The sequence below is a fragment of the Prosthecobacter sp. genome, assembly GCF_044378005.1.
Classification (GTDB): domain Bacteria; phylum Verrucomicrobiota; class Verrucomicrobiia; order Verrucomicrobiales; family Verrucomicrobiaceae; genus Prosthecobacter.
In genome coordinates this window covers 1-25907 of record NZ_JBILYB010000087.1, presented here as the reverse complement: position 1 = coordinate 25907, position 25907 = coordinate 1, and the positions used below count along the sequence as shown (strand labels likewise).

At 60.9% G+C, this 25907-nt stretch carries 22 protein-coding genes; 7 read left to right on the top strand and 15 right to left on the bottom strand.

Going from position 1 to position 25907, the window contains the following annotated elements:
- From AC6FTP_RS16380 to AC6FTP_RS16345, 8 genes are all read right to left on the bottom strand, one after another.
- A partial coding sequence (locus AC6FTP_RS16380) for a hypothetical protein (RefSeq protein WP_497207993.1) occupies positions 1 to 2535 on the bottom strand: 2535 nt, incomplete at its 3' end.
- Positions 2511 to 2693 (bottom strand): hypothetical protein, encoded by a 183-nt coding sequence (locus tag AC6FTP_RS16375; protein WP_497207992.1) that lies wholly within the window; start codon positions 2691 to 2693, stop codon positions 2511 to 2513. The genes AC6FTP_RS16380 and AC6FTP_RS16375, both read right to left, overlap by 25 nt.
- Before the next feature lie 434 nt (positions 2694 to 3127).
- A complete protein-coding gene (gpmI, locus tag AC6FTP_RS16370) occupies positions 3128 to 4678 on the bottom strand; it encodes a 2,3-bisphosphoglycerate-independent phosphoglycerate mutase (RefSeq protein ID WP_497207991.1) in 1551 nt (516 codons plus the stop codon).
- A gap of 56 nt (positions 4679 to 4734) precedes the next feature.
- Positions 4735 to 5373: a crossover junction endodeoxyribonuclease RuvC gene (gene ruvC, locus AC6FTP_RS16365; protein ID WP_497207990.1), complete on the bottom strand. Its 639-nt coding sequence runs from the start codon at positions 5371 to 5373 to the stop codon at positions 4735 to 4737.
- A gap of 7 nt (positions 5374 to 5380) precedes the next feature.
- Positions 5381 to 5875, bottom strand: a complete 495-nt coding sequence (locus tag AC6FTP_RS16360) for a DoxX family membrane protein (RefSeq protein WP_497207989.1) — start codon at positions 5873 to 5875, stop codon at positions 5381 to 5383.
- 6 nt (positions 5876 to 5881) lie between these two features.
- Positions 5882 to 6577 (bottom strand): hypothetical protein, encoded by a 696-nt coding sequence (locus AC6FTP_RS16355; RefSeq protein WP_497207988.1) that lies wholly within the window; start codon positions 6575 to 6577, stop codon positions 5882 to 5884.
- Positions 6578 to 6683: 106 nt separating this feature from the next.
- Complete coding sequence (locus AC6FTP_RS16350; RefSeq protein WP_497207987.1) at positions 6684 to 6887, bottom strand: hypothetical protein; 204 nt, start codon at positions 6885 to 6887, stop codon at positions 6684 to 6686.
- A 6-nt stretch (positions 6888 to 6893) separates the two neighbouring features.
- Positions 6894 to 7139, bottom strand: coding sequence for a hypothetical protein (locus AC6FTP_RS16345; RefSeq protein ID WP_497207986.1), 246 nt, complete (start codon positions 7137 to 7139; stop codon positions 6894 to 6896).
- 182 nt (positions 7140 to 7321) lie between these two features.
- On the opposite strand from AC6FTP_RS16345, the gene AC6FTP_RS16340 reads away from it, so the two are divergent.
- Positions 7322 to 8005, top strand: coding sequence for a 3-keto-disaccharide hydrolase (locus AC6FTP_RS16340; RefSeq protein WP_497207985.1), 684 nt, complete (start codon positions 7322 to 7324; stop codon positions 8003 to 8005).
- A gap of 59 nt (positions 8006 to 8064) precedes the next feature.
- On the opposite strand, the gene AC6FTP_RS16335 is transcribed toward AC6FTP_RS16340, so the two are convergent.
- The 3 genes from AC6FTP_RS16335 to gmk all read right to left on the bottom strand — a co-directional run bounded on the left by AC6FTP_RS16335 (position 8065) and on the right by gmk (position 12378).
- A complete protein-coding gene (locus AC6FTP_RS16335; protein WP_497207984.1) occupies positions 8065 to 9000 on the bottom strand; it encodes a ribokinase in 936 nt (311 codons plus the stop codon).
- Positions 9001 to 9037: 37 nt separating this feature from the next.
- On the bottom strand, positions 9038 to 11614 hold the full coding sequence (locus AC6FTP_RS16330; protein WP_497207983.1) for a protein kinase domain-containing protein: 2577 nt from the start codon (positions 11612 to 11614) through the stop codon (positions 9038 to 9040).
- 152 nt (positions 11615 to 11766) lie between these two features.
- Complete coding sequence (gene gmk / locus AC6FTP_RS16325; RefSeq protein WP_497207982.1) at positions 11767 to 12378, bottom strand: guanylate kinase; 612 nt, start codon at positions 12376 to 12378, stop codon at positions 11767 to 11769.
- Positions 12379 to 12725: 347 nt separating this feature from the next.
- Here gmk and AC6FTP_RS16320 point away from each other — a divergent pair, with 347 nt between their 5' ends.
- The 3 genes from AC6FTP_RS16320 to AC6FTP_RS16310 all read left to right on the top strand — a co-directional run bounded on the left by AC6FTP_RS16320 (position 12726) and on the right by AC6FTP_RS16310 (position 20432).
- Complete coding sequence (locus AC6FTP_RS16320; RefSeq protein WP_497207981.1) at positions 12726 to 16580, top strand: putative Ig domain-containing protein; 3855 nt, start codon at positions 12726 to 12728, stop codon at positions 16578 to 16580.
- 91 nt (positions 16581 to 16671) lie between these two features.
- Positions 16672 to 18120, top strand: coding sequence for a pectate lyase (locus AC6FTP_RS16315; protein WP_497207980.1), 1449 nt, complete (start codon positions 16672 to 16674; stop codon positions 18118 to 18120).
- 113 nt (positions 18121 to 18233) lie between these two features.
- Positions 18234 to 20432, top strand: coding sequence for a DUF1549 domain-containing protein (locus AC6FTP_RS16310; protein WP_497207979.1), 2199 nt, complete (start codon positions 18234 to 18236; stop codon positions 20430 to 20432).
- Positions 20433 to 20537: 105 nt separating this feature from the next.
- Here AC6FTP_RS16310 and AC6FTP_RS16305 read toward each other — a convergent pair whose 3' ends face one another.
- From AC6FTP_RS16305 to AC6FTP_RS16295, 3 genes are all read right to left on the bottom strand, one after another.
- Positions 20538 to 21077 carry a hypothetical protein gene (locus AC6FTP_RS16305; RefSeq protein WP_497207978.1) on the bottom strand — a complete coding sequence of 180 codons (540 nt, stop codon included), beginning with the start codon at positions 21075 to 21077 and terminating at the stop codon, positions 20538 to 20540.
- A 27-nt stretch (positions 21078 to 21104) separates the two neighbouring features.
- Entirely contained in the window at positions 21105 to 22202 is a 1098-nt protein-coding gene (gene dnaN, locus AC6FTP_RS16300) for a DNA polymerase III subunit beta (RefSeq protein WP_497202426.1), read from the bottom strand.
- 165 nt (positions 22203 to 22367) lie between these two features.
- Entirely contained in the window at positions 22368 to 23291 is a 924-nt protein-coding gene (locus AC6FTP_RS16295; protein WP_497207977.1) for a hypothetical protein, read from the bottom strand.
- Between the two features lie 145 nt (positions 23292 to 23436).
- Here AC6FTP_RS16295 and AC6FTP_RS16290 point away from each other — a divergent pair, with 145 nt between their 5' ends.
- Positions 23437 to 23979: a cob(I)yrinic acid a,c-diamide adenosyltransferase gene (locus tag AC6FTP_RS16290; protein ID WP_497207976.1), complete on the top strand. Its 543-nt coding sequence runs from the start codon at positions 23437 to 23439 to the stop codon at positions 23977 to 23979.
- Here AC6FTP_RS16290 and AC6FTP_RS16285 read toward each other — a convergent pair.
- Positions 23976 to 24611, bottom strand: coding sequence for an NAD(P)H-dependent oxidoreductase (locus AC6FTP_RS16285; protein ID WP_497207975.1), 636 nt, complete (start codon positions 24609 to 24611; stop codon positions 23976 to 23978). The two genes, AC6FTP_RS16290 and AC6FTP_RS16285, sit on opposite strands and share 4 nt — an antisense overlap.
- A gap of 119 nt (positions 24612 to 24730) precedes the next feature.
- Between AC6FTP_RS16285 and AC6FTP_RS16280 the strand changes: the two genes are divergently transcribed.
- Both AC6FTP_RS16280 and AC6FTP_RS16275 read left to right on the top strand, forming a co-directional pair.
- Positions 24731 to 25354, top strand: a complete 624-nt coding sequence (locus tag AC6FTP_RS16280; RefSeq protein ID WP_497207974.1) for a 3-keto-disaccharide hydrolase — start codon at positions 24731 to 24733, stop codon at positions 25352 to 25354.
- A gap of 86 nt (positions 25355 to 25440) precedes the next feature.
- A complete protein-coding gene (locus AC6FTP_RS16275) occupies positions 25441 to 25872 on the top strand; it encodes a c-type cytochrome (protein ID WP_497207973.1) in 432 nt (143 codons plus the stop codon).
- Positions 25873 to 25907: the final 35 nt, after the last annotated feature.

Here is a 25907-nt window from a genome sequence, read left to right as displayed (position 1 = left end):
CGAGGCGCAGAGGCCGACGGCGGCGAGCACGAGCGCCATGGGCACGAAGTAGAGGAACATGCCGAGATCACTGGTGATGAGGGCGGTGATGGCCTGGCAGCCAAAGAGCCAGAGCGTGATCAAGGTGAAGCGCGTGACGACTCGGGGACGCAGGCCGCCTGCGAGTTCCTTTTCACCCCACATGAGCTGACAGGCCTGGGCAAAGAGCACGAGGTAGGCAGGTACAAAGAACACGGACAAGGCGATGCGGAAGCCGCCGAGTGACACGGCTTCTTTGGCACCAAGACCGCCGAGCAGGGCCACGCGCATCAGGAGGAAGGTGAAGGCGAGGATGCCGAGCCAACGATAAGTCAGCCGCAGCTCGATGCGCTGTAAACGCTGCTCGATGCGGCCTGGAAGCAGGCCTTTCATGAGGAACATGCCGAGGCCGAGGAGGATGGGTGCGGCCAACAGCGCGACCATGCCGGTGTTCACGACTTCGGGATTGAAGGGTGGATTCACCAGCGCCGCCTGACCGAAGAGGACGCGATTGCAGGTGAGGAAGGAGACGCCGAACTGGAGCGCCATCCACCAGAAGGTGCCGCCATTCGTCCAGGCCACGGCGGTGGCGATCAAGCCTGCGACGACGACCCAGAAGATGCGGGAGGTGGGGATGGTTTCCTTGGTGATGGTGAGTTGCAGCCGGTTGGCTCCGCCGATCTCGAAGGGCTCGCCATAACCCAGTGTCTGCCTTTTGAAATCATCCTGCGTGGTGAACTCGCTCCACTGCATGTCCACCTCGGCATTGGCTTCATCAAAGGCGCGGGTGAGCAGCGGGAAGGTGACCTGGTGCGGCAGCTCGCTGAAGCCGCTGCGGTCATTGAGACCGAAGCGCACGCCCTCTAGGCCTTCTTCGTCGCGCGCGGCGAGTTCTTGCTTCACCTCAGACATGGAGATGGAGCGGATCTGCGGTTTCTCGAAGTCGATGCGCAGCACGGGCACTTCCTTTTTCCCACGCTCTTCGAGTTCGACGGCGATGCGGGCGAAGCGACGACGTGTGGTGATGCGCTGCGGATCATAGGCCGTGGCGGGATGCAGCGCATTGCCGAGGCTGCTGGCGATGCGCTCGCCCTGGGTCTCGGCGAGCACTTGCAGGATCTCCAGCTTGTCGCCTTTTTTCAGCAGGCCGATCTGGGCACTTTCGATGGCAACTGGCTGCCCTGCGCGTGTGACCGTAAGTCCAGGGTCGAGCTGGAGGAGACTCGCGCTATTCACCAGCGCACTATGATCCGGCGTGTAGGCGATGGCGGAGCGCAGGCTGCCTTCGCGGGCGGAGAGTTGGTTCAGCGGAAATACGCGCTGGGTCCACAGGCGGCGCGTAAAGAGATCCACCGGCACGTCCGCAAGCGGCAGGCTGATGGTGCGATTTGGGAGCTGCCAGTGCGTTTGAATCGCTGGCTGCCAGGCGCAGCGCCAGCGTTTGGGGGGCTCGGTGCCTACGGCTGGATCGCCATTGATGTCGCTCTCCGAGGTCTCTGCGCTGGCGGTGGCAGGAGCAGCGATGGATTGCACCGGGCCGAGCAGGAAAAAGCTGCCTGCATACGGCACGCTGGCATCGCCGATGGACAGCGGCTTGGTGGCCTCGCCCGTCTGCGGATAGCTGCCCTGCACGCGGCCTTCTTTTTGGGCTTTGATGCCGTCCTCGGTGAGTTCGAGCGAGAGTTTGCCATCGGTGGCGATGGTGAGTGTGAGTGCTCCTGGCGGCAGGCCTTTGATGAAAACATGATCCTCCAGCGATCCACCCACGAGGTAGGCCCGCCCCGCCTCAAGCTCGAAGGGGAATGCCACCGGCTGTGCCAGCATAGATTTCCAGTCGAGTGAAGCCGTGGCGCGCAATGGCGGCGAGGATTCATCAAAGGTGATGGTGCCAGCCAGCGGCTCTGCTTTCACCAGGGCCAGTGTGGTGAGACCGGGGCGATAGGTCGTGCGCAGCTCGGCGGCCTTGCCAAAGTCCACCCGGCGGCCATTCACAAGCACGCCGAGGTCCGCTGACCATCCGGAGCCTTTGGCGAGCACGATGTCACCGCCGTCAGTTTTCAAACCCAGCACCTGGGGAGCAAGTCCAGCGAGTTTCGCCATGCCGGTGCCGCTGCTGCCGATCCAGCGCGGCGTGGCGGTGACATCCAGTTCCATGCGCTCCTTGCCGAGCCGCCATTGAGCGATGACCTCGCCGCCTTCGGTGGCCGGTACATTGATCTGATCCCCTTTGCTCAAGGGCACAAGACGCGGCACCCCGCCAGCCTCCAGTGGCACGATCTTTCCTCCACTGCGCACGAGGATGCCACGCTGATAACCTGGGCCGGGCGTGATCCTGAGCTGCTCGCCGACAAGGCTGAGCCGCAGAGCCTCGGGCGGCAGGCCGGGGATCTCGATGTCATCCGTGGCGCGCAGTCCATTCACCGATCCACCGAACGAAATGATGCGTTCTTTGCCCGCCCGATCCGCGAGGTCGATCTCCAGCCCGCTGAGCTTCACATGCGCCACCCGGTGGCACATGCCGCCGAAGAAAAAATCAGCAATGCCGTGGCTGCATAACAGGCCACGACAGGCAGCACAGAAAAGAATCGCGGCAGCCTGCCTCCCACATACCAGAGGAAAGCCATGGCAAGAAAAACTCCGGCGGGAATGAGATAAAAGATCGTGAAGGCGGGCATGAGGAAGCGGGAGTTTAGGAAAACGGCCCAATGAAGGCCAGAGACATTCACGCGGAAATCATCTCCAGCCTATTCCGGGCCAGTGGATGAAGTGAACTGGAGGTGGAAATTCCGGTGTCGTGGCATCGAAATCGCTGCTTGATCTGCCTCCACCATCAAGGGCTGCTGTGCCGAGTGCAGCAGCGAACCAAAGAGGGTTTTCTAGGGTGCCTTCATCTCCGCCAGCCCAGTGTTTGCGCTGCGCCAGCCTCTCGTGCGAAGGGATTATGTTGGCAGTATTTGAGGATGACGATATTCAGCCCTCAGAATAGCCTCCATCTCGATAGCTGAGACATGAGATCGTGATATTCACAGACACGATCAGCACCGATAAATGCCATCCGTCCAGGTAACCCGAGGGCGGCGAACGGATGGCATATTGTTGGAGCTGGGTGTTACTTTCGCACCAGCAATGACTTCCCAGTCATCTCGGCAGATTTCGCCACACCGAGCATGTCGAGCAAAGTCGGGGCGATGTCGGCGAGTTTGCCGTTGGCGACGGTGTAGTCAGCGGAATCGGCGGCGACGTAGATGCCGTGGACGAGGTTGGTGGTGTGGGCGGTGTGCGGGGAGCCGTCGGCGTTACGCATTTGCTCGCAGTTGCCGTGGTCGGCGGTGATGAAGAGCTTGCCGCCGAGTTCGAGCACCTTCTCGACGATCATGCGCACGCCGAGGTCGATGGTCTCGCAGGCATGGACGCCCGCTTCGACGACGCCGGTGTGGCCGACCATGTCGGGGTTGGCGTAGTTCATGATGACGAGGTCGTATTTCTCCAGGCGACGCAGCACTTCAAAAGTGAGGTCGGGGGCGCTCATCTGCGGCTTTTTGTCGTAGGTGGGCACCTCTTTCGGGCTGATGGCGAGGTAGCGATCTTCGCCTGCGTTCGGTTCTTCGACGCCGCTGTTGAAGAAGAAGGTGACGTGCGGGTATTTTTCGGTCTCAGCAGCGCGGAGCTGAGTCAAACCGGCGGCTGCGACGACTTGGCCGAGGTTGTTGTTCAGGGTCTCGGTGCCGAAGATGACCTTCGCGCCGAGGTCGGTGTAGGTCGCGTCGTATTCGGTGAGGGTGAAGTAGCCGGTCTTCGGCGTGACTTCGCGGTCGAAACCGGAGAAGTCGGGCTTCAAGAAGGCCTCGCTGAGCTGGCGGGCGCGGTCGGCGCGGAAGTTGAACCAGAGGATGACGTCGCCATCGCGGATGCGTTGTTCGTTGGCGTTGCCGAAGATCATGGGCTGCATGAACTCGTCGCCACGCGGGTCACTCGGATAGGCGGCCTGGACGGCGGAGCTGGGGGTATCGCTGCGGACTTCGCCACGGCCGAGGACGATGGCATCCCAGGCGAGCTTGTTGCGCTCCCAGCGGGTGTCGCGATCCATGGCGTAGTAGCGACCGATGACGGTGGCGATGTTGGCACCACTGGGCTTCAGATCGGCTTCAAGTTTGGCAAGGTAAGCGGCACCACCTTTAGGCGAGGTATCGCGGCCGTCGGTAATGGCGTGGACCATGAGGTCTTCGACGCCTGCGGCCTTGGCGGCATTGCAAAGCGCGGCGAGGTGGTCCTGATGCGAATGCACGCCGCCATCGCTGATGAGGCCGAGGAAGTGGAGGCGCTTGCCTTTGGCCTGTTGGAAGGCTTCGACGAGCACGGGCATGGTGGCGAGTTCGCCGTCGCGGATGCTTTTGTTGATACGGGTGAGATCTTGATACACCACGCGGCCTGCACCGAGGTTGAGATGACCGACTTCGCTATTTCCCATCTGGCCGTCGGGCAGGCCGACGTCCTCACCACTGGCACTGACGGTGCCTCGCGGATAGGTGGCGTAGAGGTGGTCGTGGAAAGGGGTCTTCGCGAGCAGGGTGGCGTCGCCATTGGCAGCGGCTTGATCTTTACCGCCGGGGTTGATGCCCCAGCCGTCGCGGATGATGAGAACTACAGGTTTTTTGGCCATAAGGTTTGTGAGCTTTCCTTGTGCCAAGATGTCGGGCTGTGCAAGCGGCGGGCCGTTCAGACTCGCCGGGCTTCTCTTCCGAGGGCCGCTCCGGCGTCGGCGTTTTGGAAATGGGCGATGCCCACGGCGAGGGCATCGGCGGCGTCGGCGGGGGGCGTTTCCTTCAGCCGGAGCATGGAGCGGATCATGAAGGCGACCTGGTCTTTCTGCGCGGCTCCCCGTCCCACGGCGGCCTGCTTCACTTCTTTGGGGGCGTATTCATAAATAGGCAGGCCATGCTCGGCGGCGGCGATGAGGCAGGCGGCGCGGGCGGTGCCGAGCACGATGGCGGTCTTGTAGCTCTGGACGAAGATCGTGGACTCGATGGCGCAGACGGTGATCTGGTGCTGGCGGATGACATCGCTGAGCTGCTCACGAATGGCGACGAGGCAGCCGGAGTGGAGGAGCTTGGGCGAGTTGGAGATCACGCCCCAGGCGATGGCCTGCAAGTCACGCCCGCGCTTTTCCAGGACAGCCCAGCCGGTGTTACGCAAAGCGGGGTCGATGGCGAGCACACGCTCGACATCGCTGGCTGCGGATGTGGCGATACTTTTGGCTGCCGCGACCTGGGGCGCGGAGCGGTCGGTGACACGACGGCCTGTCTTCGACGCGTTGGCGAGGACGCGTTTGAGATCGGCGGCGGTGACACGGGCCATGTGGAGATTACCAACCGCCTTTGCGCTTCTTCGGACGGCTGGCCCAGCTTTCGCCAAAGTGGAAGAGTTTATCCAATGAGATGGCTCCAGAGCCGAAAAGCAGCAGGGTGAAGGTGATGAGGAGGTAGAGCCAGGCAGTCTCGACCTGGGCGATGTGCATCTTTTGAGCGTAGATCAAAAAAAGCACGACGACGGGCATGAAGACGACGGCGAAGAGTCGGGTGAGGAAGCCAAGCGTGAAGCTGATGGCGACAGCCCCGAGGATGATGGCGGCGGCAGGGGCGGTGAACTGCGGGTAAGGCAGGCCGGCATCGGCGAAGGCCTTCACCCAGTCCCAGGGCTGCTCTTTCCAGATGAATGCATAAGCTCCGTTCACGGCCAGCCAGGCGTGGCGGGTGAGCAGCAGAACGCCGGTTCCGATGCGCAGGACGGCGATGGTTTTGAAGATGCTGCTCCAGGGGTTTTGATTGGCGGCTGGATTGCCACCGACGTAGTCGAGCATGATGTTTTAGATGTCGGGGGAGAGTTCGATGATGTCGCCGGGCTCGGGTTCGAGCTCGTTGGCGTTCTCCAAGGAGGAGAAGTAGCGGCGTTCGCCTTCGCGGATGAGATACACGCCATGGGCGGTGGAGCCGAGCTTGCGACCGCCGGAGACGCGAACCGCTTGTTCGAGGGTCATGTCTTCCCACGCGGGGATGAATTCATCAGTAAGCACATCACCTCGCACGGCGACGACGGGGGTGTCTTCGACGGAAAGGATGTGGACGGTGACGGAACGGCTGAGGCGCAGACCGACTCGGAACGTGGCGGCGATGGCGTCCGCAGCTTTGGGCAGTGTCGCTCCTCCGACTTGCGTGGTGCCTGCCGGTCCGAGGTCGATGATGCCTTTTGAGTCCACCATGACGACCTGATTGAAGAGGCGTTCGGGAGAGCGGGCACCTTCATAGACATGGATGCGCAGCGAATGGCCATAACCGAGAGTGCCGCGAGCGTTGAAGGGCATCTGCGGGTCTTCCTCGGTGACCTTGTCGGTGTCGGGCATGCCGGGGATGATGTTCTTGATCTTCTTCAGAGAGGAAAAGCTGGGCATCGGCGGCTTCGGCAGCTTGCTCAGATCGGGCGTGAAGCGCTTGATCGTCGCGCAGGCGCTGAGAGCGAGGGCCGCCATGAGCATGGGCAGAAGGGGAAAGTGGAAACGGGGCATGGTCGGTGGAAACGAGGGGCCGAAGATGAATGCCAGCGCTAAAATGACAAGGCCAACGTCAGCAGACGTTGGCCTTGCAAAAATGGCTGAAAAACCAGCGTGGGTCTCAGGCGGCGAGCTTTTGTTTGCCCATGGCGACGAGCATGTCTCCGAGGTCGGGCATGTAGCGCACGATTTCGTGAGCCAGCACCTCCAGCCGTGTTTCCGAGCGCCAGCTTCCGCGCAGGCTGCGGTCCTGGTCTTCGAGATCGACGGCCATCAGGGCGTTGAAGACCATGGTATCATTCTGAAGTTCGAGTTGCGTGGGCATGGGGAGCTAGGAGGGTAGGGCGGGTGCGGCGGTTGGCAGCACTTCACCATCTTGAATAATGAACTTCCTCCGGGTCAGCGCCCCATCTTTGATCTTCTGCTCGATCGCCTGGCCGAGCAGCAGACGTGCTGCCTCGGACGGGCTGCAACCATACATTCCATCGGCGGTCAGGTCCTCCAGATACATTTTGATCTGGGGCGTGACTGCGATGGTCATGGTGACCGAATCGAAGTTGTTGGAAGGGCGAGCCATTGAATTTAAACCCGGAATTAATAGGGTTTTAACAGACTTATACCTGAGTCGCAAGTTTGAATTCGGTTATTTCAGGGTTTTAATGCCCTGAAAATGAACATATTAGTTAAGATATATTAAGCATTTGGGCTTTTTCGTGCCTTCCGATGGATCTGCTTCACCAGAGCCGTTCTCTGCGCCCCATGAAAACACGTTACTTTCTCCCCCTCGTTCTCGCTACCCTTGCAGCGCCTACTTTTGCTTCAGCCGAAGACGGCTGGCAGGAGTGGTTCAAAGACGGCCTCGGCGATGCCAAAGTCGTCAGCGGTCAGGCCAGCTACGAAGTCAAGGACGGCGTCCTCGTCGGCACCACAGTCGATGGCAGCCCGAACACATTTCTTGTGAAAGGCCCCTTCAAGGATTTTGAGCTTCAGTTTGAAGTGAAGGTGGATGACGCGCTGAACTCCGGCGTTCAGGTGCGCAGCCATCTCGCCAAAGAGGGCGACCCTGTGCCTGAAGGTGCCAAGGGCGACAAACCGCTTCCTCCTGGCCGTCTCTACGGACCGCAGTGCGAAATCGCGGTGAATGGTACCGCTGGTGATTTCTACGATGAAGCCCGCCGTGGCACTTGGTGGAGCATTCTGACGAAGACGGAGGCCGTCCGCTCAGACGCTGCGAAGGCTGCTTTCAAAAAGGGTGAGTGGAACCACTACCGCATCGTGGTGCAGGGTGACCATTACCAGAGCTTCGTGAATGGTGTGAAGACGGCGGACTTCAGCCAGCCAGGAGATCCTGAGGGATACATCGGCTTCCAGGTCCACGGCATCAAGAAGGGCGACGGTCCTTACACGGTGCGCTGGCGCACGGTGAAGTTTAAGACGCTTTGATTTAACCAGCTTTAGATTCCACGGCTGCCTCCGAAACGGGGCAGCCGTTTTCGTTGGAGCTACTTCGCTTTCGTCAGCGCGCTCTGCACATCACCCCGGTGGGGGACGCCTTCCTGGGCGCCGGATTTTTGAGTGGAGAGTGCTGCGGCGACATTGGCCCAGCGGATGCATTCGAGAAGGTCGGCACCTTCAGCAAAGTGGGTGACGAAGGCTCCGGCAAAGGTGTCACCCGCGCCCACGGTATCCACCGGCGTGATGGGATGTGCGGGGACTTCGGCCACGGCGGCCTTTGTGATCAGAAGAGTGGGCTGCGCTCCACGGGTGATGATGAGATCGCGGATGCGGTGCTTGGTGAGGCGCTCCTTCCAGGAGTCGTGATGCGCGGCAGCGGCGGAGGGCTTGAGGTCGAAGATCTGCTGAGCTTCGTTTTCGTTCACGATGGCCACGTCGATCTTCAAGTCTCCCCAGGGGAAATCCGGCGCGACGGGGGAGGCATTGAGCACCACGGAGACTTTGGTTTCGTTGGCGATGCGGATGGCGTCCACAGCGGCTTCGGTGGGGATCTCGAGCTGGATTAAAAGCGTCTTCGCCACGGCGATGCGGGCGCGCTGCATCTTGATCGACGGGCCGGTCAAAGCTCCATTCGCGCCGGGAATGACGACGATCTGGTTTTCGCCTTTGCCATCGACGGTGATGAAGGCATTGCCCGTGCCGCCTCGGATGGTGTTGAGGCTGCTGCAGTTGATGCCTTCGCGGCGGAGGTGGTTGCGGTAATCACGGCCATCGGGGTCATCCCCGAGATTGCCGATGAGCATGACCTGAGCTCCGTGACGAGCAGCGGCGAGCGCTTGGTTGGCGCCTTTGCCGCCGAAGCGTTTCACGAGCTGGGTTGCGGAGACGGTGTCTCCGGGTTTGGGCAAATGCGCCACTTGCGCGATGAGGTCCACGTTAATGGACCCGATCACGACGATGTTCGCTGCAGAGGGGCGTGCCATGGTTTGTGATTAGGTTAGATCGTGGCCGGACGCGAGCTTATTTCAGCTTTGCGAGCCGCTCCTTCGACCAGGTCTGCCCTTGTTGGATGACTTCATCACCCGGCATGATGGACGCGAGTTTTTCCCACAGCTGGCTGGCTTTGGTGAAGGCGGCCTTGGCTTCCGCCTTTTTGCCGGAAGACTGGCTGGTGTGGCCGAGCACACCACACATTTGGGCTAGCTGGATCTCCCACTGGCGGCGTTCGGGGCTCATGGCCGCCTGAGGATCTTTGGCGAGCAGGGCATCCATGGACTCCACGGCCTGCTTCACGATGGGGAGCGCGGCGCTTTCCTTGCCCATGTCTGACATGAGTTCGGCGTACTCGCCTCGTGCGCGGGCGAGCATGAAGCCGTAGCGCACGTTGTCTTTTTCCTCGGCGAGGATCTCGTTGAGCAGTTCGATGGCGTCCTGCTTGCGCTTCACAGCATCGCCGGGGCGGCCTTCATCGCGGTCGAGCAGGGAGGTGCCGGCGTAGTTGCGGGCGAGCCAGTATTTCACCTCGGCCCACTCGGGCAGGAGGCGATTTAGCTCCAGCAGAATGGGGACGGACTGGGAGTAGGCCTCGCGTGCTTCCTTGATGCCGATGGCTTTGACGAGCAGCTCGGCCAGCTCGGTGTAGGCCTCGGCGAGCAGCAGCGCCTGATCCTGATTCCTCGGGGAGGAATTCATGACGAGCTGCCCCATCTCGGTGACCGCATCAATCAAGGTGGTGAGAGCATCCTGCATCCGGCCGGCTTCCCGCTGCGCCTGCCCTTGGGCGAACTTGGCGCGGGCCAGGAGGAATTTCTCATCCGGGATGAGGTCGGCACCGATGAGCTTTGGATCGAGGATCTCGGAAACTTTGGCGAGCGATTGCTCAGCCTCGGCCATGTCACCCATTTGCAGAGTACGGCGGCCATACTCCATGAAGGCGCGAGCGCTTTCGTTACGGGCCAGGCGGTTCTTTGGATCGGCGGCCAGACCGGCGGCGAGGGCGGGGGTGGCATCCTTCAGCAGCTTGAGTGAAAGGTCGCGCTCACCACGGTGAGCGTGGATGTCGGAGAGGAGGAGATTGTAGCGGCCAAACCACTGCTGATAGAGAGCTGCCTGCGGTGCGGCGGCGTTTTCCTGGAGCAGCTTTGCCGCCTGATCACGCGCCTTGCCGAGGAAGGTCATGGCATCAGCGAGATTGCGCATGCGGAGGTGGATCTGGCCGATGTTGCCATACGCGCGGAGTCGCTCGACGCCGAGCTGCGGATTTCCCTCCAGTCCTGGCAGCCCTGCCATGCAGAAGCCCAGCGCATCGGTGAGCTGACCTTTGGAGAACTCGACATCGAGCTGGTTGTTGGTCGGAGTTTGCAGCAGTTGCGTGAGGAACTGGTCCACCGCCGTCTGCGCATGTTGGAGATTGGAGTCGGCAGTTTTCTTTTGATTGATCGACTCATCCCGCTGGCCGGTGAGCTCGGCGATCTTATCATCGCGCACCTTTTTCTCCTTCTGCAAAACACTGTCCTGCTGCGCGATGATGACTTCATCCTTCTGCGCTCGACGGAGCTGGAGGAAGCCGTAGATGCAGCTCACGGTGAGTGCGGCGGCTAGGCCGACGACGATGGTCTGAAGGGTGCGGACTTTGACGACCTGCTTCTTCCGCTCCAGCACGGTCTGCTCACGGGATTCTTCCAGCAGGTAGTCGGATTCCAGCACCTCGAACTCGCGCACGATCTCGCGCACATCGGACCAGCGGGCGCTGGGATTCAGATCAAGTGCGCGTTCGATGATGGAGCGGCGGCGCTCATCCCATTTCGACTGCGTGGCGGTGGGCCAGGCGATTTTCGGCTGCGAACGGACGGTGTTGAGCAGGGCTTGGCTGTCGATGCCATACGCGAGTCCGGCGGCGGCTTTCTGCTGCACGAGCGCCACTTGTTCTGCCCAGACTCTACCCGCACGCGGAAAATGGCCAGTCAGCAGCCGGTAGGAAAGGACGCCAAAGGCATACACGTCCCAGGAGGGGCCGTAGCCGGCGAACACACCATCGGGATTCTCCGCCTGTTCGGGGCAGAGATGCATGAAGTGATCTGTCAGCTCCAGATGGTGAATGCCACCCACCCAGCCCTGGGCGACGTCCGTGAGGCGGATGCTCGACTCGGCATCGTCCTCCAGAAGGATGTTGCAGGGGCGGAGATTTCCATGCGGGATGACGTGCTTGTGCAGCCAGGCAAGCGCGTCTGCGATTTGATAAATGTAAGCCCAGGCCTGATCCGGCGGCAGGCTGCCCTGGCACAAGGATTCGAGCGTGGGTGTTTGCCAAAGTCGGCGCCCCTGGCTGTCCTTCGTGAGCATGCCGACGAGCGGCGTGACCATGTAGTAGGGACTTCTTTCGAAATTCACCTCCTCCACAGGCAGCACACCCCGATGGTGCGGCATCTGCTGGATGGCGTGCAGCGCGGTGGCGAGCGCCTTGCGGTTGATCGCCATCGACGAAAAGACCTTCACCGCGCAGACCTTGCCATGCGCACTCGCGCGATAGACGGCTCCACAGCGCCCGCTGCCGACGAGGTCCAATAGCTCATGTCCAGCGATCTCAGGCAGACTCATTCGGCGCGCTCGGGGGTTGGGGACATGGGGTTGGGTGGGGGCTCACGCCATCGTTGGTCGGGGCGGCGTGATATGAAACATGGCGCTACCGAAGCGTTGAATCAAGCCGGGTGTGATCGCCAAATAAACAGGACGTTGCTAAAGAGAGTCCCTCAAGCCTTCAAATGCAGGCTGCTGCGCATCCGCTCGGCCTCGATGATGGAGCGGAAGCGGGTTTCATCGCTCTCGCGAGTATCGCTCACGAGGCAGTATCGGTAGTCGTGCCAGTGTTTCATCTCTGACTCGGCATTCTTGAGCCGCAATTCCACGACTTCGGCGCTGTCCGTGCCCCGGCCGGAGAGCCGGGCGCGTAGCTCTTCGAGACTCGGCGGCATGACAAAAATGTCCGTCAGACACTGCTCCACGAGATCGTCCTCGCAGCCGCGCACTTGCGCCGCTCCCTGCACGTCGATGTCCATGAGCACGTCCACGCCCCGGCGAAGATTCTCGAAGACGTAGCTTTTCAGCGTGCCATACCAGCGATTGTGAACCCGGGCGTATTCGAAGAGCTCCCCCCGGTCCACCCGCGCCAGGAAGTCCTCCTCGGTCAAAAAGAAGTAGTCCTTCCCATCCACCTCACCCGGCCTCGGCGGGCGCGTGGTGCATGAAACGGAAAACACCGCCTTCCCTTCTGCACAGACCTTTCGGCACAGCGTGGTCTTCCCCGTACCCGAGGGGCCGGAGACGACGATGAGCAAACCAAGACGGGAGGCGGGATCGGGCATGGGGTGGGATTACGCACGCCGGGCCTGCCCGCAAATCTTTTGGCAACAGGGTCATCACTGGCGGTAGCTACGATGTAATGACATTCCATGCTCGACTTGTGTAACCATTCTCGATAAAAAAGGGTTATTGCGATGGCGGTCCCCTTCCCCGCCATCACGACTTTGCTATGAAAAAGATGACTGCGTATGCTGGCCGCCGCCTTGAGTGCCTGACATGTCTTGCTGTTTCTTTCTGCATCAAGCGATGGGCTTCCTGCTTTATCTATCTCTTCGGATTGGCCTCGGCTCTGACCTTTCCTGCCACTGCCTCAGGTCAGTCAGGCACGTCCTGGACGCTGAGAAATCCTTTGCCCACGAATGAATTTCTGCACGCTGCGGCATGGTCTGGGAGCCACTTTGCCGTTGTCGGGAATGGCGGCCTGATTCTGACCTCCCCTGATGCCATCACCTGGACAAAGCGCAGCTCGGGAGTCTCAGCCACCCTTCTCGGGCTGGTGCATACTGGCAGTCAATTCGTCGCGGTGGGCGAAGGGGGCACCGTGCTGACCTCGCCCGACGGCACTGTTTGGACAAAGCGAATGTCGAGCACGGTCAAGACACTCCAGGCAGTGGTCTGGACGGGCTCCACGCTCGTGACGATGGGTGAGGATGGCACCGCGCTGACCTCCACGACAGGCACGACCTGGACCACACGCTTTACCGGGACTTCGCTGGATCTGACGGCGGCGGTGTGGACCGGCACTCAGGTGCTGGCCGTGGGAGAACTGGGCATCACCCTGGAGTCGAGCACGGGCAGCACATGGTCACAGACCTCCCAGACGCCTACGCTGAGTTTCACCAGCCTGGCCTGGGATGGTGCGCAGTTCATCGCCTGCACCAGTGGCGGCACGCTGCATACCTCGCCCACGGGCGTGATTTGGACCCAGCGGCACGCCAGCGGTGCCTCTCTTGCCGCCGTACTCTGGACCGGCTCCACCGCTGTCGCTACGGGTTCTGACGGGACCATTCTGACCTCCCCGGATGCCATCACCTGGACCGCCCAGAGTTCTGGATCGAGTCAGTTCCTGCTCGGCATCGCCAAGGGCGGCAGCACCGTGCTCGTCGTCGGCGCGGCAGGGGCACTCCTGACCTCGACCAATACCACGACCTGGACGGACCGCTCCGTCGTCAGCCATGTCGCGCTGAATGACATCGCCTGGACGGGGCTGAAAATGGTGGCTGTCGGCCTGGATGGCGGCGTGCTCAGCTCGGCGGATGGAGTGGTGTGGGCGGTGGAGACACTCGGCTCTAGCGATGACCTCAAGGGTGTCGTCTGGGCGGGGGACAAACTGGTCGCCGTGGGGCAGAGCGGAGTCATCCACACCTCTCCCGATGGCGTGACCTGGACGCCGCGAACTTCGGGCACGGCGCAGGATCTGCTGGCCACTGCCTGGACGCGAAATCTCGTCATCGCAGTCGGCGCGAACGGAACGATTCACACCTCCCCGGATGGCATCTCCTGGACGGCGCGGACTTCGGGAACGCCGGAGGATCTCCGCAGCGTGACATGGACCGGAGCACAAGCCCTGGCCGTTGGCACGAATGGAGCGATTTGTTCGTCCACGGATGGCATCACCTGGACGGCCGCCACCACCGCGCCCTTCGCTGACCTGAATGCCGTGACCTGGTCTGGGAAACAGTTCTGCGCCGTGGGAGATGGGGACATCATCCTGACCTCACCCACGGGCGCAGTTTGGACTCAGCGGAGCATTTCGTTCGGGCAAAACCTGCTCGATGTGGTCTGGGCGGGCACTCAATTCGTCGCCGTGGGCACCTCGCAACTGATCCTCACCTCCACCAATGGCACCTCGTGGACCCAGCGCACCACACCCTCTGTGAAGCTGCCAACTCTGCATGGAGTAGAGGTCTTCGGCTCGATGCTCGTCGCCATCGGAGACAGCGGGGACATCCTCACCAGTGGCAGTTCTCCCGCACTCGTACCCGTGGTGAACTTCGCCATCACGAGCCAGCTTGTGCCCGAGAATGTCGGAGCCATCGTCCTGGGCGTGCAGCTCAGTTTTGCTCCAGCGGAGAAGACCACCATCCCCCTCACCCTCGGCGGCACCACCACATCCGGAAAGGATCTCACCTTCAGCAGCAGCACGGTGACCTTTGCCGCCGGACAGTCGGCGAAAAGCATCATCTTCACCGTGAAGGACGACGCCCTCGTGGAGTCCGCCGAGACGCTCATCGTCTCCATCGCCGCCCCCTTGTCCGCCATCGTCGGCGCGGCGCACACCTTTACCCTCACCATCACGGACAATGACATCGCGCCTCTCATCACACTCTCGCCGACGAGCCAGCTCGTGGCGCAGGGAGCGCCGATCACCACCTTTACCGTAGCGGGCACCGGCAGTCCGCCGCTGACATTTCAGTGGAAGAAAAACGGTGCCTCCATCAGCGGTGCCACCTCCACCAACTACTCTGTGCTGAATGCCCTGCTCAAACATGCTGGCAAATACCATGCCACGGCTAGCAACCCCACCGGCACTGCCACCAGCAGCATCGCTGAACTCGGTGTCGTCAATACCAGCGTCGGCAGCGTGCAGGTTCCGCTGGCTGGAACCGCCCGCTTCAACATCCAAGTGGCCGGCAATGGACTTGGCTTTCAATGGCGGAAGAACGGTGTGCCCATGATCAACGGAGGCCGCATCAGCGGTGTCACCACGGACGAGCTTACCATCACCGCGCTCGTGCTTGGAGACACTGACAACTACGACTGCATCGTCACAGGCCCTGGCGGTGTGCTGGCAGGCGGGCTGCAGACGCTGACCGTGCTGATGCCTCCCGTGGTCACGCCCACGCCGCTGCCGCCCACCATGATCAGCAGCGACTACGCGCACACGCTCGTTGGCAGCAATATCCCCACCCAATTCACCGCCAGCGGCCTGCCCAAAGGTTTGTCACTGAACAGCAGCACCGGCCTCATCAGCGGACGTGCCGTCGTCTCCGGCACCTACAATGTCCAGGTCACCGCCAGAAATGCCGCCGGGACCAGCCCCATCTGGGTCGGTTCGCTCATCGTCCAGGCACTGCCAGCGGGAAGTGTCGGCAATTTCCAGGCTCAGGTGGATCGCGATGCCTCCATCAATGACGATCTCGGCGGCAGGCTGGAACTCACCACCACGACCATCGGCTCCTGCTCGGGCAAAATCACCCTCGGCAGGAACACCTACAACTTCACCGGCATACTCGACACCACCTATGCCAGTGACCCCGCAATCTCCCTCATCATCCCGAGATCGAGCCTTCCCGACATCGAGCTCGACCTCACACTGGCAGCTGATTTCCAAACGATCACCGGCACCGTCGGTGCGGGCGGTCCGAGTGTCAGTTTGACAGGCTGGAGGCAGGTCTGGAACGCAGCCACGGAACCCGCCAGCAACCTCGCAGGTTACTACAGCCTCGGGCTCGACATTCAGGGCGGTGATATCGGCCAGCCCTCCATTCCGCAAGGCACCGGCTATCTCGCCTGCACCGTCGAGCTCGATGGCAAACTCACCTTCACCGGCAAAACTTCCGACGGGGCCGGTATCACCAGCGCCACCTTCCTCGGCCCCAATGGTGAAGCACTCGTTTTCCAGACCCTCTACGCACACACCGGCTCCGTGCTCGGCACACTGACACTCACACCCGACCTCGGAGCCGCCTTCACAGACAACGCCTTCTCCGGCAGCCTCGACTGGCTGCGTGAGCCCCAGCCTCTTTCGCAACGCTCCTATCAATCTGGCTTTGGTCCGACCATCCTTGTCGCCTCCGGCAAATACCTCGCCGCAGACTCAAAAAGCATCGTCCTCGGCCTGCCTGCCAGCACCAGCACCGCCAAACTCCTGATGGCGAGCGGTGGCGTCGAAGCCTCCGCGACGAACCCGGACGTCAACGCCTTCACCTACACCGACGCCTTTGCGGTGATCATGCCCACTGCTGGTGGCCCGCAAAATCCAGGCAAAGCCACGCTCACTCTCAATAAATCCACCGGCATGATCAGTGGCAAATTCACCCTCGTCGATGGCAGCGTGACCCGGATCGTCAGCTACCAAGGCATGGTCATCCGCCCAACTTCGGGCGACCGCAAAGCCTTCGGGTTCTACAATCTCGCCCAGCTCCCGAATCCCAGCACCTCCGATATCCTCAGTGGTCAGGTGGTGATCGAGCAGCCTTAGCCGACAGCGGCAGGAAGACTCTGGTGAGTGTGTTGACCAGAATAGCGAGTCGAAAGGTTCCTACGCACTCTGCGTTTGCCATCCCCCCTCCATGAAACTCGCCTCCGCCCTCTTTCTCCTGCCGCTGGCCACCTTCGCTGCTGATCCGCTGCCTGATCTTGCCGTGGTCACTGCGGCGATGAAAAAGGCCGCCGCATTTGCCTCCACCAAGCTCGCCGTGCATGGCGGCTATGCTTCCGCGTGGAAAAAAGACCTCAGTGCAGGCATGACCGAACACAGCGAATCGAAGACCGTCATCTCCATCCAGCCTCCCGGCACCACAACGCTCGGCATGGCCTTCGTGAAAGCCTTTCAAGCCACGGGTGACACGCAGTTCCTCGACGCCGCCAAAGCCGCAGGCAAAGCGCTGATCGAGTGCCAGCTCGCGTCCGGCGGCTGGGACAGCGACTTCGATTTCGACGCGGAAAAGGCGAAGCAATACTACCTCCACCAGCAAGTGCTCGCGTGTGACAAAGAGCAGGGCAAGCGCCGAAACTCCAGCACGCTGGATGACAACAAGACTCAGTCCGCCCTGCTCTTCCTCCTCGAACTCGCGCATCTGCCCGAGTGCCAAGGCGACGCTGTTTTGCAGGAAGCGCTGAGCTTTGGTCTCGACAGTCTCCTCGCCGCCCAATACCCGAATGGTGGCTGGCCGCAGCAATTTGACAGCCCAGCTGATCCTTCGACTCCGGTCAAGAAAGCCACCTATCCGAAAGAGTGGTCCCGCACTTACCCGAAAGCGAAGTACACGAGCTTCTACACGCTGAACGATGGCAACATCCAACAGGTCGTGAAGCTGCTGCTCCGCGCGCACGAACTAACGAAGAACGAGCGCTACCTCAGCAGCGCCAAGAAAGCCGGAGACTTCTTCATCCTCGCCCAAATGCCTGATCCCCAGCCCGGCTGGGCTCAGCAATACAATCTCGACATGGAGCCAGTGTGGGCGCGCAAGTTTGAGCCGCCATGCGTCACCGGGGGTGAAAGCCTCGGTGCCATGGAGACACTGCACGATCTCTACGTCGTTTCTGGCGACGAGAAGTATCTCAAACCTCTCCCCGCCGCCTTTGCCTGGTATGAGCGCTCAGCTTTGCCAGACGGCCAGTATGCCCGCTTCTACGAACTCCAGACAAACAAGCCGCTCTACTTTGTGAAGGACACCTATGAGCTGACTTACAGCGATGCCAACATGCCCACGCACTACGGATTCAAGATGGACCACATCGCTCGTGAAGTCGCCAAGCTGAAGGAACTCACGAAGGAGCCACGCGAAGAGCTTCTCGAAAAACGCTCTGGCCCGACTGACGAGAAAGGCTGGACGAAGAGGGCCAAAGGAGCCGCTGGAAAAGCCAACTCGGCTCTCCAATCCCAGCAGCCCGATGGCTCCTGGATCAAAGGCGACGAGATCGACGGCACTGAATTCACCAAGCACCTGATGGCGATGGCCTACTACGTCGAAGCCGCGAAGAAAGGCGGCGAGGCGTTTGCGAAGCAGCGGCAGTGATTGATCGCGGCGGCGTTCAGTTCCGCGCCCTTCTAGCAAGATATTTCCGCCTCTTGAATGTGCCGATCTTGCCGTTGGTTGGGCGCTGATTGGCAAAGGCGTTTGGTGCTGACATGAGCGCCGGGATTGGCCGCGTTGGTTGTCGCATGAAAGCCACGCTGCTCTTCTCCATCGCGACTGCTGTGCTCAGCACATCGGCCCTTCTCCACGCTGCTGACACCTCCGCTGCTTCGAAGCGGATTGATGACCTGCTCGTCAAGGGCCTGGCCAAGCACAAGCTCACCCCGAACGCGCCTGTCAATGACGCCACCTTCCTCCGCCGCACCTACCTCACCGTCATCGGACGCATCCCGACTCAGGATGAGGCGAAGCAGTTCCTCGATTCCAAAGACAGCGCCAAGCGCACCAAGCTGATCGACACGCTGCTCAATTCCGAAGGTTACGTGCATCACGCTTTCGACTACTGGGCGGACGTGCTCCGTGCGCAAAGCCAAGGCGTGGGTGACAGCACCACTTCGCAGAATTACCTGAACTATCTCCGTCAGTCCCTGCGAGAAAACAAACCCTGGGACAAGCTGGCTCGTGAGCTCGTCACCGGCAGCGGTGCCTGCTTTGAAAATGGCGCCATCGGCTACTACATGCGGGATCGCGGCATGCCGCTGGACAACCTCTCCAACACCACGCGCATCTTCCTCGGCACGCGCATGGAGTGCGCTCAGTGCCACGACCATCCTTTCGACAAATGGACGCAGAAGCAGTTCTACGAGATGGCCGCCTTCACGCACAACATGACGGCTTCCAGCTATCGCTCGCCCGGTGTCGAAGAGACGCAGAAAATGATCCGCCAGGACAAGTCACTCGACAAAGATACGCAGGATCTCATGCGCCAAGCCGTGACCGAGGTCACACGTCCGCTGCGTGACACCATGGTGGTTGAAAACAAGGCCGCCATGCGCCTGCCACACGATTACAAATACACCGACGCCAAGCCCAAGGATGTCGTCCCCGCCTCCGTGATGTTTGGCAAGCCCATCACCCTCACGAAGGAGAGCGATCCCATCCAAAGCTTCAGCCAGTGGATGGCTTCCCCCGAGAACCCACGCTTCACCACCGTCATCACAAACCGCCTCTGGAAGCGCGTCTTCGGTGCCGCACTCATCGAACCGCTCGACGAACTCATGGACAGCAGTGTGCCTTCGAATCCCGAAGTGCAGGCCTTCGTCGACCGCCAGATGATCGCCATGAAGTATGACATGAAAGCCTTCCTCAAGATGCTGCTGAACACCCAGACCTTCGCCCGTGCCAGCACGAAGGAAGTCGCCATGGGCGAGCCCTACTACTTCCAAGGCCCGGTCTTCCACCGCATGAGCGCCGAGCAGGCTTGGGACTCGCTCGTCACCCTCGTGAATCCCGAACCCGACAGCATCAACTGGACCGCTCGTGAGCGTGATAAGCGTGATCTCGACAACCGCCGCCAGCTCGCCGGTTTGCTCGATCAAACCGAAGCCAGCCTGCTTTTCGAAGCCTCCAAACAAGTCGCCGCCGCGATGAAGGAACAGAACAAAGAGTTCGATACCCTGCGCAAGGAACTCGATGAAGCCCGCGCCAAGAACGACAAAGAAAAGTCCAAGGAGATCCAGCGCCGCCTCGGTGAAAGCCAGCGCATCCTGCGCAAGACCGTGTCCGAGTGCTTCTACGCCGCCGCCAGCAAGTCCAGCAACGAAGCCGTGAAGTCCAAGCTCAAGGAAATCGCCGCCGGTGGAGCCATGGAGATGGCCATGATGAACCTCATGGAAAGTGCCCGTGTCGATGCAAAGGACATGCCCATGTCTGGAGAAATGAGCCAGCGCATTGATCAAGATGCCACCGTGCTCGGCATCAAAGATCCGAAGTCCCGCAAGAGCTACGCCAGCTACGTCAAAGGCCTGCACACCACCTGGAGCCGAGCTGCCGAGCTGCCATCACCCGCCCCACGCGGTCACTTCCTCCGCGAGTTCGGCCAGAGCGACCGCGACGTCATCGAAAACGCCAGCGACGAAGCCTCCGTGCCCCAGGCCCTCACCCTCATGAACGGCACCCTCGGCAGCAACATCACCAGCGCCTGGTCCGTCCTCAGCATCAACCTCCGCAAAGCCGCCACGCCAGATCAGAAGATCGACACCCTCTTCCTCAGCCTCTACTCCCGCTACCCCACCGCCAAAGAGCGCGACACCCTCCATCAGCGCCTCGAAAGCTACGCCACCAACAAATCCATCTGGGAAGACCTCACCCTCGCCGCGCTGAGCACGCAGCAGTTTATCTTTGTGAAGTGAGTGGGCGCAGGGGGGCGCTGATACACAGCTCCCCAAAAAAAGAGAAGGCTCCAATCCTCACGGATCGGAGCCTTCTGTGTCTCTGGCGGTTCTGCGTGGATCAGATCACTGATAAGGCACGCGGAAGATTTCGCCGGTCTCGGGATCCTTGGCTTTGGAGCCAGGGCGGAGTCCTTCGACAGAGATGACTTTTTTGGGATCTTTTGGGCTGTAAACGTAGCCGGGTTTGCCAGGGACGGCGCGGGCAAAGGGAACATCTCCTGGAGCCGGGGGGGTGACAACTGGAGGTGTGGTGCCAGGAGCTGGGGGCGTGGCAACACCTCCTGGGGTGGGTGTCACGGGGGCAGTGCCAGGAGGTACGACGGTGAGGCCCTGATCAAGTCCGGGGGTGCCGGGGGGGGCGACTGGAGGCAGGCTGCCAGGAGCGACGACTTGGCCGCCGGGGCCGATGACAGGACCGTTGGGGTCGATCACCGGCCCAGGAGCTGGGGCGATGGGTTCGACGTAGCGATTCGGATCTCCGTAGCGTGGGGGTTGATCCAGCGAACGACCTCCACGTCCGGCAAAGGGGCGCGGGGTATCATAAGTATTGCAGGCCACCAGCGTGAGACCGGCGAGGGCAAAGATAGGTGTGAGGCGGGACATCGAGATGAGGTGGGGTGGGATCAATGCTCAACTGTTCACACGCATGGGCATGAGCACGTAGAGGAAATTGGTGCCGGTGCGGATGACGCCGGGGCTGATGTCATCAATGAGATGCAGAGTGATCTCGTCCGCACTGAGGTTCCGCAGCGGAGCCATGGTAAACTCGGGATTGAAAGCGATGGTGATGTCCTTGCCTTTGTAATTGATGGCGATGGTCTCGCGGGCTTCACCGATGTCGGGGCTGATGGCGATGATCTCGACCTGACCGTTGGTAAATTGAAATTTGACCGAGTTCGATTTGTCGCTGGCGAGGAGGGAGACGCGGCCGATGGCGCGCTGGAAGACTTCGCGCTCGAGGACGATGCGTTCTTTGGCCTCGCCGGGGATGACTTGACGGTAGTTAGGGTAGTTGCCGTCGATGAGTTTGCTGATGAGGAGGCTGTCACCGAGGTCAAAGCCAACTTGGCTGCCGGTGACGCGGATGACGACATCGCCGGTGTCGCCGCAGAGGCGGGCGAGTTCGTTGACGGCCTTGGTGGGGACGATGATGTCGATCTCCTGACTCTGGGGGAACTCGACTTCCTGCTCGACCATGGCGAGGCGGCGGCCATCGGTTGCCACCATGGTGAGGGCGTTGTTTTTGAAGGAAAAGAGGATGCCGTTGAGGACGTAGCGGGTCTCGTCGGTGGAGATGGCGTAGCTCGTCTTTTTCAGGCAGTCACGCATGACGGCCTGAGGGAGGGTGAACTCGCGGGCGTCATCGAAGCGCGGCAGCGCGGGAAACTCCTCGCTGGTGAGCCCGACGACCTTGAAGAAGGAGGGGCCGCTGCGGATGGATGCATAGTTTTTCTCATCCACGCTGAAGTGGATGTCCTCCGAAGGCAGTTCGCGGATGATGGTGCCGAGCCGACGGGCCGGCAGTGTGGTGGCACCTTCTTCCTCGACCTCGGCGGGGACCGTGCAGGTCACGCCGACATCAAGGTCAGTCGTGGTGAGTTCCAGCACGCCGTCTTTGGCACGAAGCAGAACATTGGAGAGGATGGCCAGGGTGGTGCGCGTGCTGACCACGTGCTGGACCTGGTTAATGGCCTGTTGCAGGGATTCCTTGCTAATCGTGAACTTCATAGGGCGTGCCGTCGAGATGGGTACAATGTGTCTTTTTAACCAGTGGCTACCAGCGTGGCAAGGAGTTTGGCTGGGAAATGTGAGATGACTTCATCGACGAGCGCCTTCCGTCGGCACACTCCACGGTCCGATTCGGGAGAAATAGCGTCTCTACCTGCCGGTAAATCAGCGCAGCAGGGGCGGTGCCCAACCATAGACCTTGTCCCCTCTGAAAATGGGGTGGTGGTCAGGCGTGTGCCCCATGTCCAGCACGACACCGCCCCGCTCGACGGCGCTGACGCGCAGATGCGCATACACATCTCCTTCATCCCAAAGGATGTGCATGGGGTCCTGCTCGCTGAAGCGGGTGCCTCTGACGGGGTCGATGATGCAGAATTTCCAAGTGCTGTTGATGTAGTTCACGGTGCCTAGGTGGCGGTAGATGAGCGCTTTCGGCACGCGAGTGAGATCGTAGGGCTGCGCGAGATTCTGCTTCCACGGGTCATATTCGGGTGTGCTGACCAAGTGTCCGGCGGGCAAGGCTTTGGCGATGACGATGGGAGGCGATACCGGTTGCGGGGAGATTTGATATTCGGCGGGCGACTGGGAACGTGGGAAGATGCCACGACCACCAGAGGGCAGCGGGTCCACTGATTCGAGGATCTTGGCGACGAGCTTAAAGAGGCCTGTCTCACGGCCCACGCAGGTGTATTGAGTGGCCTCCACGACCTCGTGCGTCCGGGCTCGCATCTTTTTCACACTCATGAGGTGATGCCCGCTGATGCCGACGACATTGAAGGTGAGCACATAGTCGAGCCCGTCATCCAGCAGGCGGTTCAGGCGCTGGGCGGTACCGTTGGGATTCGAGGAGGCCAGCACGCCGGTGGCATCGCGGGTGGCGGCACTTTCCAGACTGAAGACGCGGACCTGACCGCGCCTGAGCAGGGCTGTGCTCAAACTATCGGCGAGCGCTCGGGCAAGCTCCGGGCGGGATTGCCCGTCGATGGTCACATCCTCGGCATAGAGCGCCAGACGCGGGCGCTCAGCGAGGGAGACGATGACGGATGAGTCGGCGCTGGCCAGATGTGGTACAAGGAGCCCGATGGCCATGGCGCATCTGAGAGCAGAGAGATGAGTGATCTTCATAAAGAAACCTCCAGAACGACTGCTGATCTTAGGTCACGGGCAGTTGATATGGGAAGAAAAAATTAGCACAATTCAGGCCTTCTTTCGTGGAAGTGCGTAATGGTAGCCCATGTCCATCGCCACCCGCCGTGGGGACGAAGGGGAGACGGATCTCCTCTTCGGCTGCCGCCTTTCGAAATCCCATCCCCGCGTCCATGCCCTCGGCGCGGTGGATGAACTCAACGCCGCCCTCGGTCCCCTCCGCATCGCTGCTCACCGTGTGGAGACGCGCGACATCGTGAGCACCGTGCAGCCCTGGCTCATCACACTCATGGGCGAGCTGGCCACGCCTCCGGGCCTGGAGGCCAAATATGCTGCCTCACACAAGCCCTTCGACGTCGCCAAAGTCGCCTATCTCGACGAACAAGTCGCCATGCTGGAAGCAGGCGGCGCGCTGCAATTCAAAGGCTGGGCGCTGCCCGGTGAAGCAGGTGTGATGAGCGGAGCCTATGCCGATCTCGCCCGCGTGGCCTGCCGCCGTGCGGAAAGACACGTCGTGGATCTCATCGGCACTGATCAAGAGGTGCCGAATCACGAGGTCATGCGCTTCCTCAACCGCCTCGCCGATGTGCTCTGGCTTCTGGCGCGCTGGGAGGAGCGGAACGCCGCTTAGCGGTGCTCGATCACATCCTTCGCCTCGAAGCGCACCTTGGGCAGGCCTGCGTAGCGGTCATCCTCGCTGCGGTAGCCCACCGGGCACAGCACTGCGGTGGTGTAGCCCGTGGCTTCGAGTCCGAGCACTTCATCAAACTTCGCCGCGACGAATCCCTCCATCGGGCAAGTGTCCAGCCCGAGCAGTGAAGCGGCGAGCATGAACTGGCCGAGGGCGATGTAGCTCTGCAACTTCGCCCACTGCTCCAGCCCGCCTTTGGCCTCCATGCCATCACGGAAGCCGACGACCATCTTGCGAAAGCCCATGAGCGCATCCGCCGTGCCTCCACGCACTTCGATCATGCGGGTGATGTTCGCATCGATGTGATCCACGCTCAGCACCTTCGGCACCGTCATCACCACGAGGTGGGAGCAGTCCGCCACCTGCCTCTGATTCCAGGCGTGAGGCACCAGCTTCTCACGCAGTTCCTTGTCCTGAATGATCAGAAACTTCCACGGCTGAAGCCCGAAGCTCGAAGGCGTGAGGATGAGCGACTCCTCCAGTTGCTGCCAGACATCGGAAGGGATCTTCTTCGAGGCATCGAAGACTTTGCAGGCATAGCGCGAATGGAGAGCGGAAAGGATGTCAGACATGGGCGGTGGTGCGATTGACGCGCCAGTCCATCGCGTGGAGATGAGTTTCGTCAATCCCGTTCAAGAACAGCGTACCTTTGACGTTCTCTCCCACCCTCGTCAATTTCCCCACTCTTCTCATGATCAAATCCCTCTTCCTCCTCCTGTGTTCCCTGAGCACCGCACTCGCCGGCCCGATGGCGATCTTTGATGGCAAAACCTTCGATGGCTGGGAGGGCGAGACCGCTAAAGTCTGGCGCATCGTCGATGGTGTGATCCATGGCGGTTCCCTGGAGGGAAATCCGCAGAACGAGTTCCTCGCCACGAAAAAACAGTATCAAAACTTCCGCCTCACCCTCGAGTACAAACTCAACGGCACAGAAGGCTTCGTGAATGGCGGCGTGCAGTTCCGCAGCGTCCGCATCGCTCAGCCACCGAATGAGATGTTTGGCTATCAGGCCGACATCGGCGCAGGGTACAGCGGCTGCCTTTACGATGAATCCCGCCGCAAGACCATGCTCGCAAAACCTGAGGAAGAGCTGATCAAAAAGGCCGAAAAGCCCGGCGAATGGAACACCTACGAGATCCGAGCCGAGGGGCCACGCATCCAGCTCTTCGTCAATGGCGTGCGCACGGTGGACTACACCGAAAGCGCGCCGGACATCGCCCTCAAAGGCAACATCGCCCTGCAAATCCACGGCAAATGCAAAGCCGAGATCGCCTTCCGCAATATCCAGATCGAGGAGCTGCCCGAAGCTAAATGAGGGAGACAAGTCGTGACAAACACGGCACAAAGCTGGCGCAGACTTAGGCCTTTACCAGCCCATGAAAATCATGGGAGACTATGACCATGAATCAGAAAACCCACTTCATGGTCTGTGCTCTGCTGATGGGCATTCACCTCACAGGCTGCACCTCTGATCCTGTATCTCCGGCTGAAGCCGCCGCATTCACTCACGTGCAGGCAGTGTTGGAAGCCAACTGCGTCCACTGCCATGGCGACAATCGCCTCTCGACGATGCCTTCGATTCACGATTCGCACGCGTTGGTCAGTTTGATCGGCAGTGGAAAGTGGGTCGTGCCCGGCAAACCCGAGCAAAGCCGCTTCTTCCAGGTCGTGACCTTCCCCGATCAAGTCCCCGGAGCCATGCCGCCGACAGGACATGCCATCTCAAAACAGGATGTGGCGACTCTGCGTCAGTGGATCACCGCAGGAGCCAAGGTGCCGCCAGGTCCCACGATTCAGTTCACACCGCGCGGTGAAATGCCGCGCTCGATGTGATCAGCTTTTCATCTGCACTTTGATCCGACCATCAT

Bases quoted from the DNA above. Each gene is read 5' to 3' on its own strand.
- AC6FTP_RS16305 (WP_497207978.1), bottom strand. From the start codon at position 21,077: ATGTCCCGCCTCACACCTATCTTTGCCCTCGCCGGTCTCACGCTGGTG.
- AC6FTP_RS16330 (WP_497207983.1), bottom strand. From the start codon at position 11,614: ATGAGTCTGCCTGAGATCGCTGGACATGAGCTATTGGACCTCGTCGGC.
- gmk (WP_497207982.1), bottom strand. From the start codon at position 12,378: ATGCCCGATCCCGCCTCCCGTCTTGGTTTGCTCATCGTCGTCTCCGGC.
- AC6FTP_RS16280 (WP_497207974.1), top strand. From the start codon at position 24,731: ATGATCAAATCCCTCTTCCTCCTCCTGTGTTCCCTGAGCACCGCACTC.
- AC6FTP_RS16340 (WP_497207985.1), top strand. From the start codon at position 7,322: ATGAAAACACGTTACTTTCTCCCCCTCGTTCTCGCTACCCTTGCAGCG.
- AC6FTP_RS16360 (WP_497207989.1), bottom strand. From the start codon at position 5,875: ATGCTCGACTACGTCGGTGGCAATCCAGCCGCCAATCAAAACCCCTGG.
- AC6FTP_RS16345 (WP_497207986.1), bottom strand. From the start codon at position 7,139: ATGGCTCGCCCTTCCAACAACTTCGATTCGGTCACCATGACCATCGCA.
- AC6FTP_RS16350 (WP_497207987.1), bottom strand. From the start codon at position 6,887: ATGCCCACGCAACTCGAACTTCAGAATGATACCATGGTCTTCAACGCC.
- AC6FTP_RS16285 (WP_497207975.1), bottom strand. From the start codon at position 24,611: ATGTCTGACATCCTTTCCGCTCTCCATTCGCGCTATGCCTGCAAAGTC.
- AC6FTP_RS16355 (WP_497207988.1), bottom strand. From the start codon at position 6,577: ATGCCCCGTTTCCACTTTCCCCTTCTGCCCATGCTCATGGCGGCCCTC.
- ruvC (WP_497207990.1), bottom strand. From the start codon at position 5,373: ATGGCCCGTGTCACCGCCGCCGATCTCAAACGCGTCCTCGCCAACGCG.
- AC6FTP_RS16315 (WP_497207980.1), top strand. From the start codon at position 16,672: ATGAAACTCGCCTCCGCCCTCTTTCTCCTGCCGCTGGCCACCTTCGCT.
- dnaN (WP_497202426.1), bottom strand. From the start codon at position 22,202: ATGAAGTTCACGATTAGCAAGGAATCCCTGCAACAGGCCATTAACCAG.
- AC6FTP_RS16335 (WP_497207984.1), bottom strand. From the start codon at position 9,000: ATGGCACGCCCCTCTGCAGCGAACATCGTCGTGATCGGGTCCATTAAC.
- AC6FTP_RS16275 (WP_497207973.1), top strand. From the start codon at position 25,441: ATGAATCAGAAAACCCACTTCATGGTCTGTGCTCTGCTGATGGGCATT.
- AC6FTP_RS16375 (WP_497207992.1), bottom strand. From the start codon at position 2,693: ATGCCCGCCTTCACGATCTTTTATCTCATTCCCGCCGGAGTTTTTCTT.
- AC6FTP_RS16295 (WP_497207977.1), bottom strand. From the start codon at position 23,291: ATGGCCATCGGGCTCCTTGTACCACATCTGGCCAGCGCCGACTCATCC.
- gpmI (WP_497207991.1), bottom strand. From the start codon at position 4,678: ATGGCCAAAAAACCTGTAGTTCTCATCATCCGCGACGGCTGGGGCATC.
- AC6FTP_RS16290 (WP_497207976.1), top strand. From the start codon at position 23,437: ATGTCCATCGCCACCCGCCGTGGGGACGAAGGGGAGACGGATCTCCTC.
- AC6FTP_RS16310 (WP_497207979.1), top strand. From the start codon at position 18,234: ATGAGCGCCGGGATTGGCCGCGTTGGTTGTCGCATGAAAGCCACGCTG.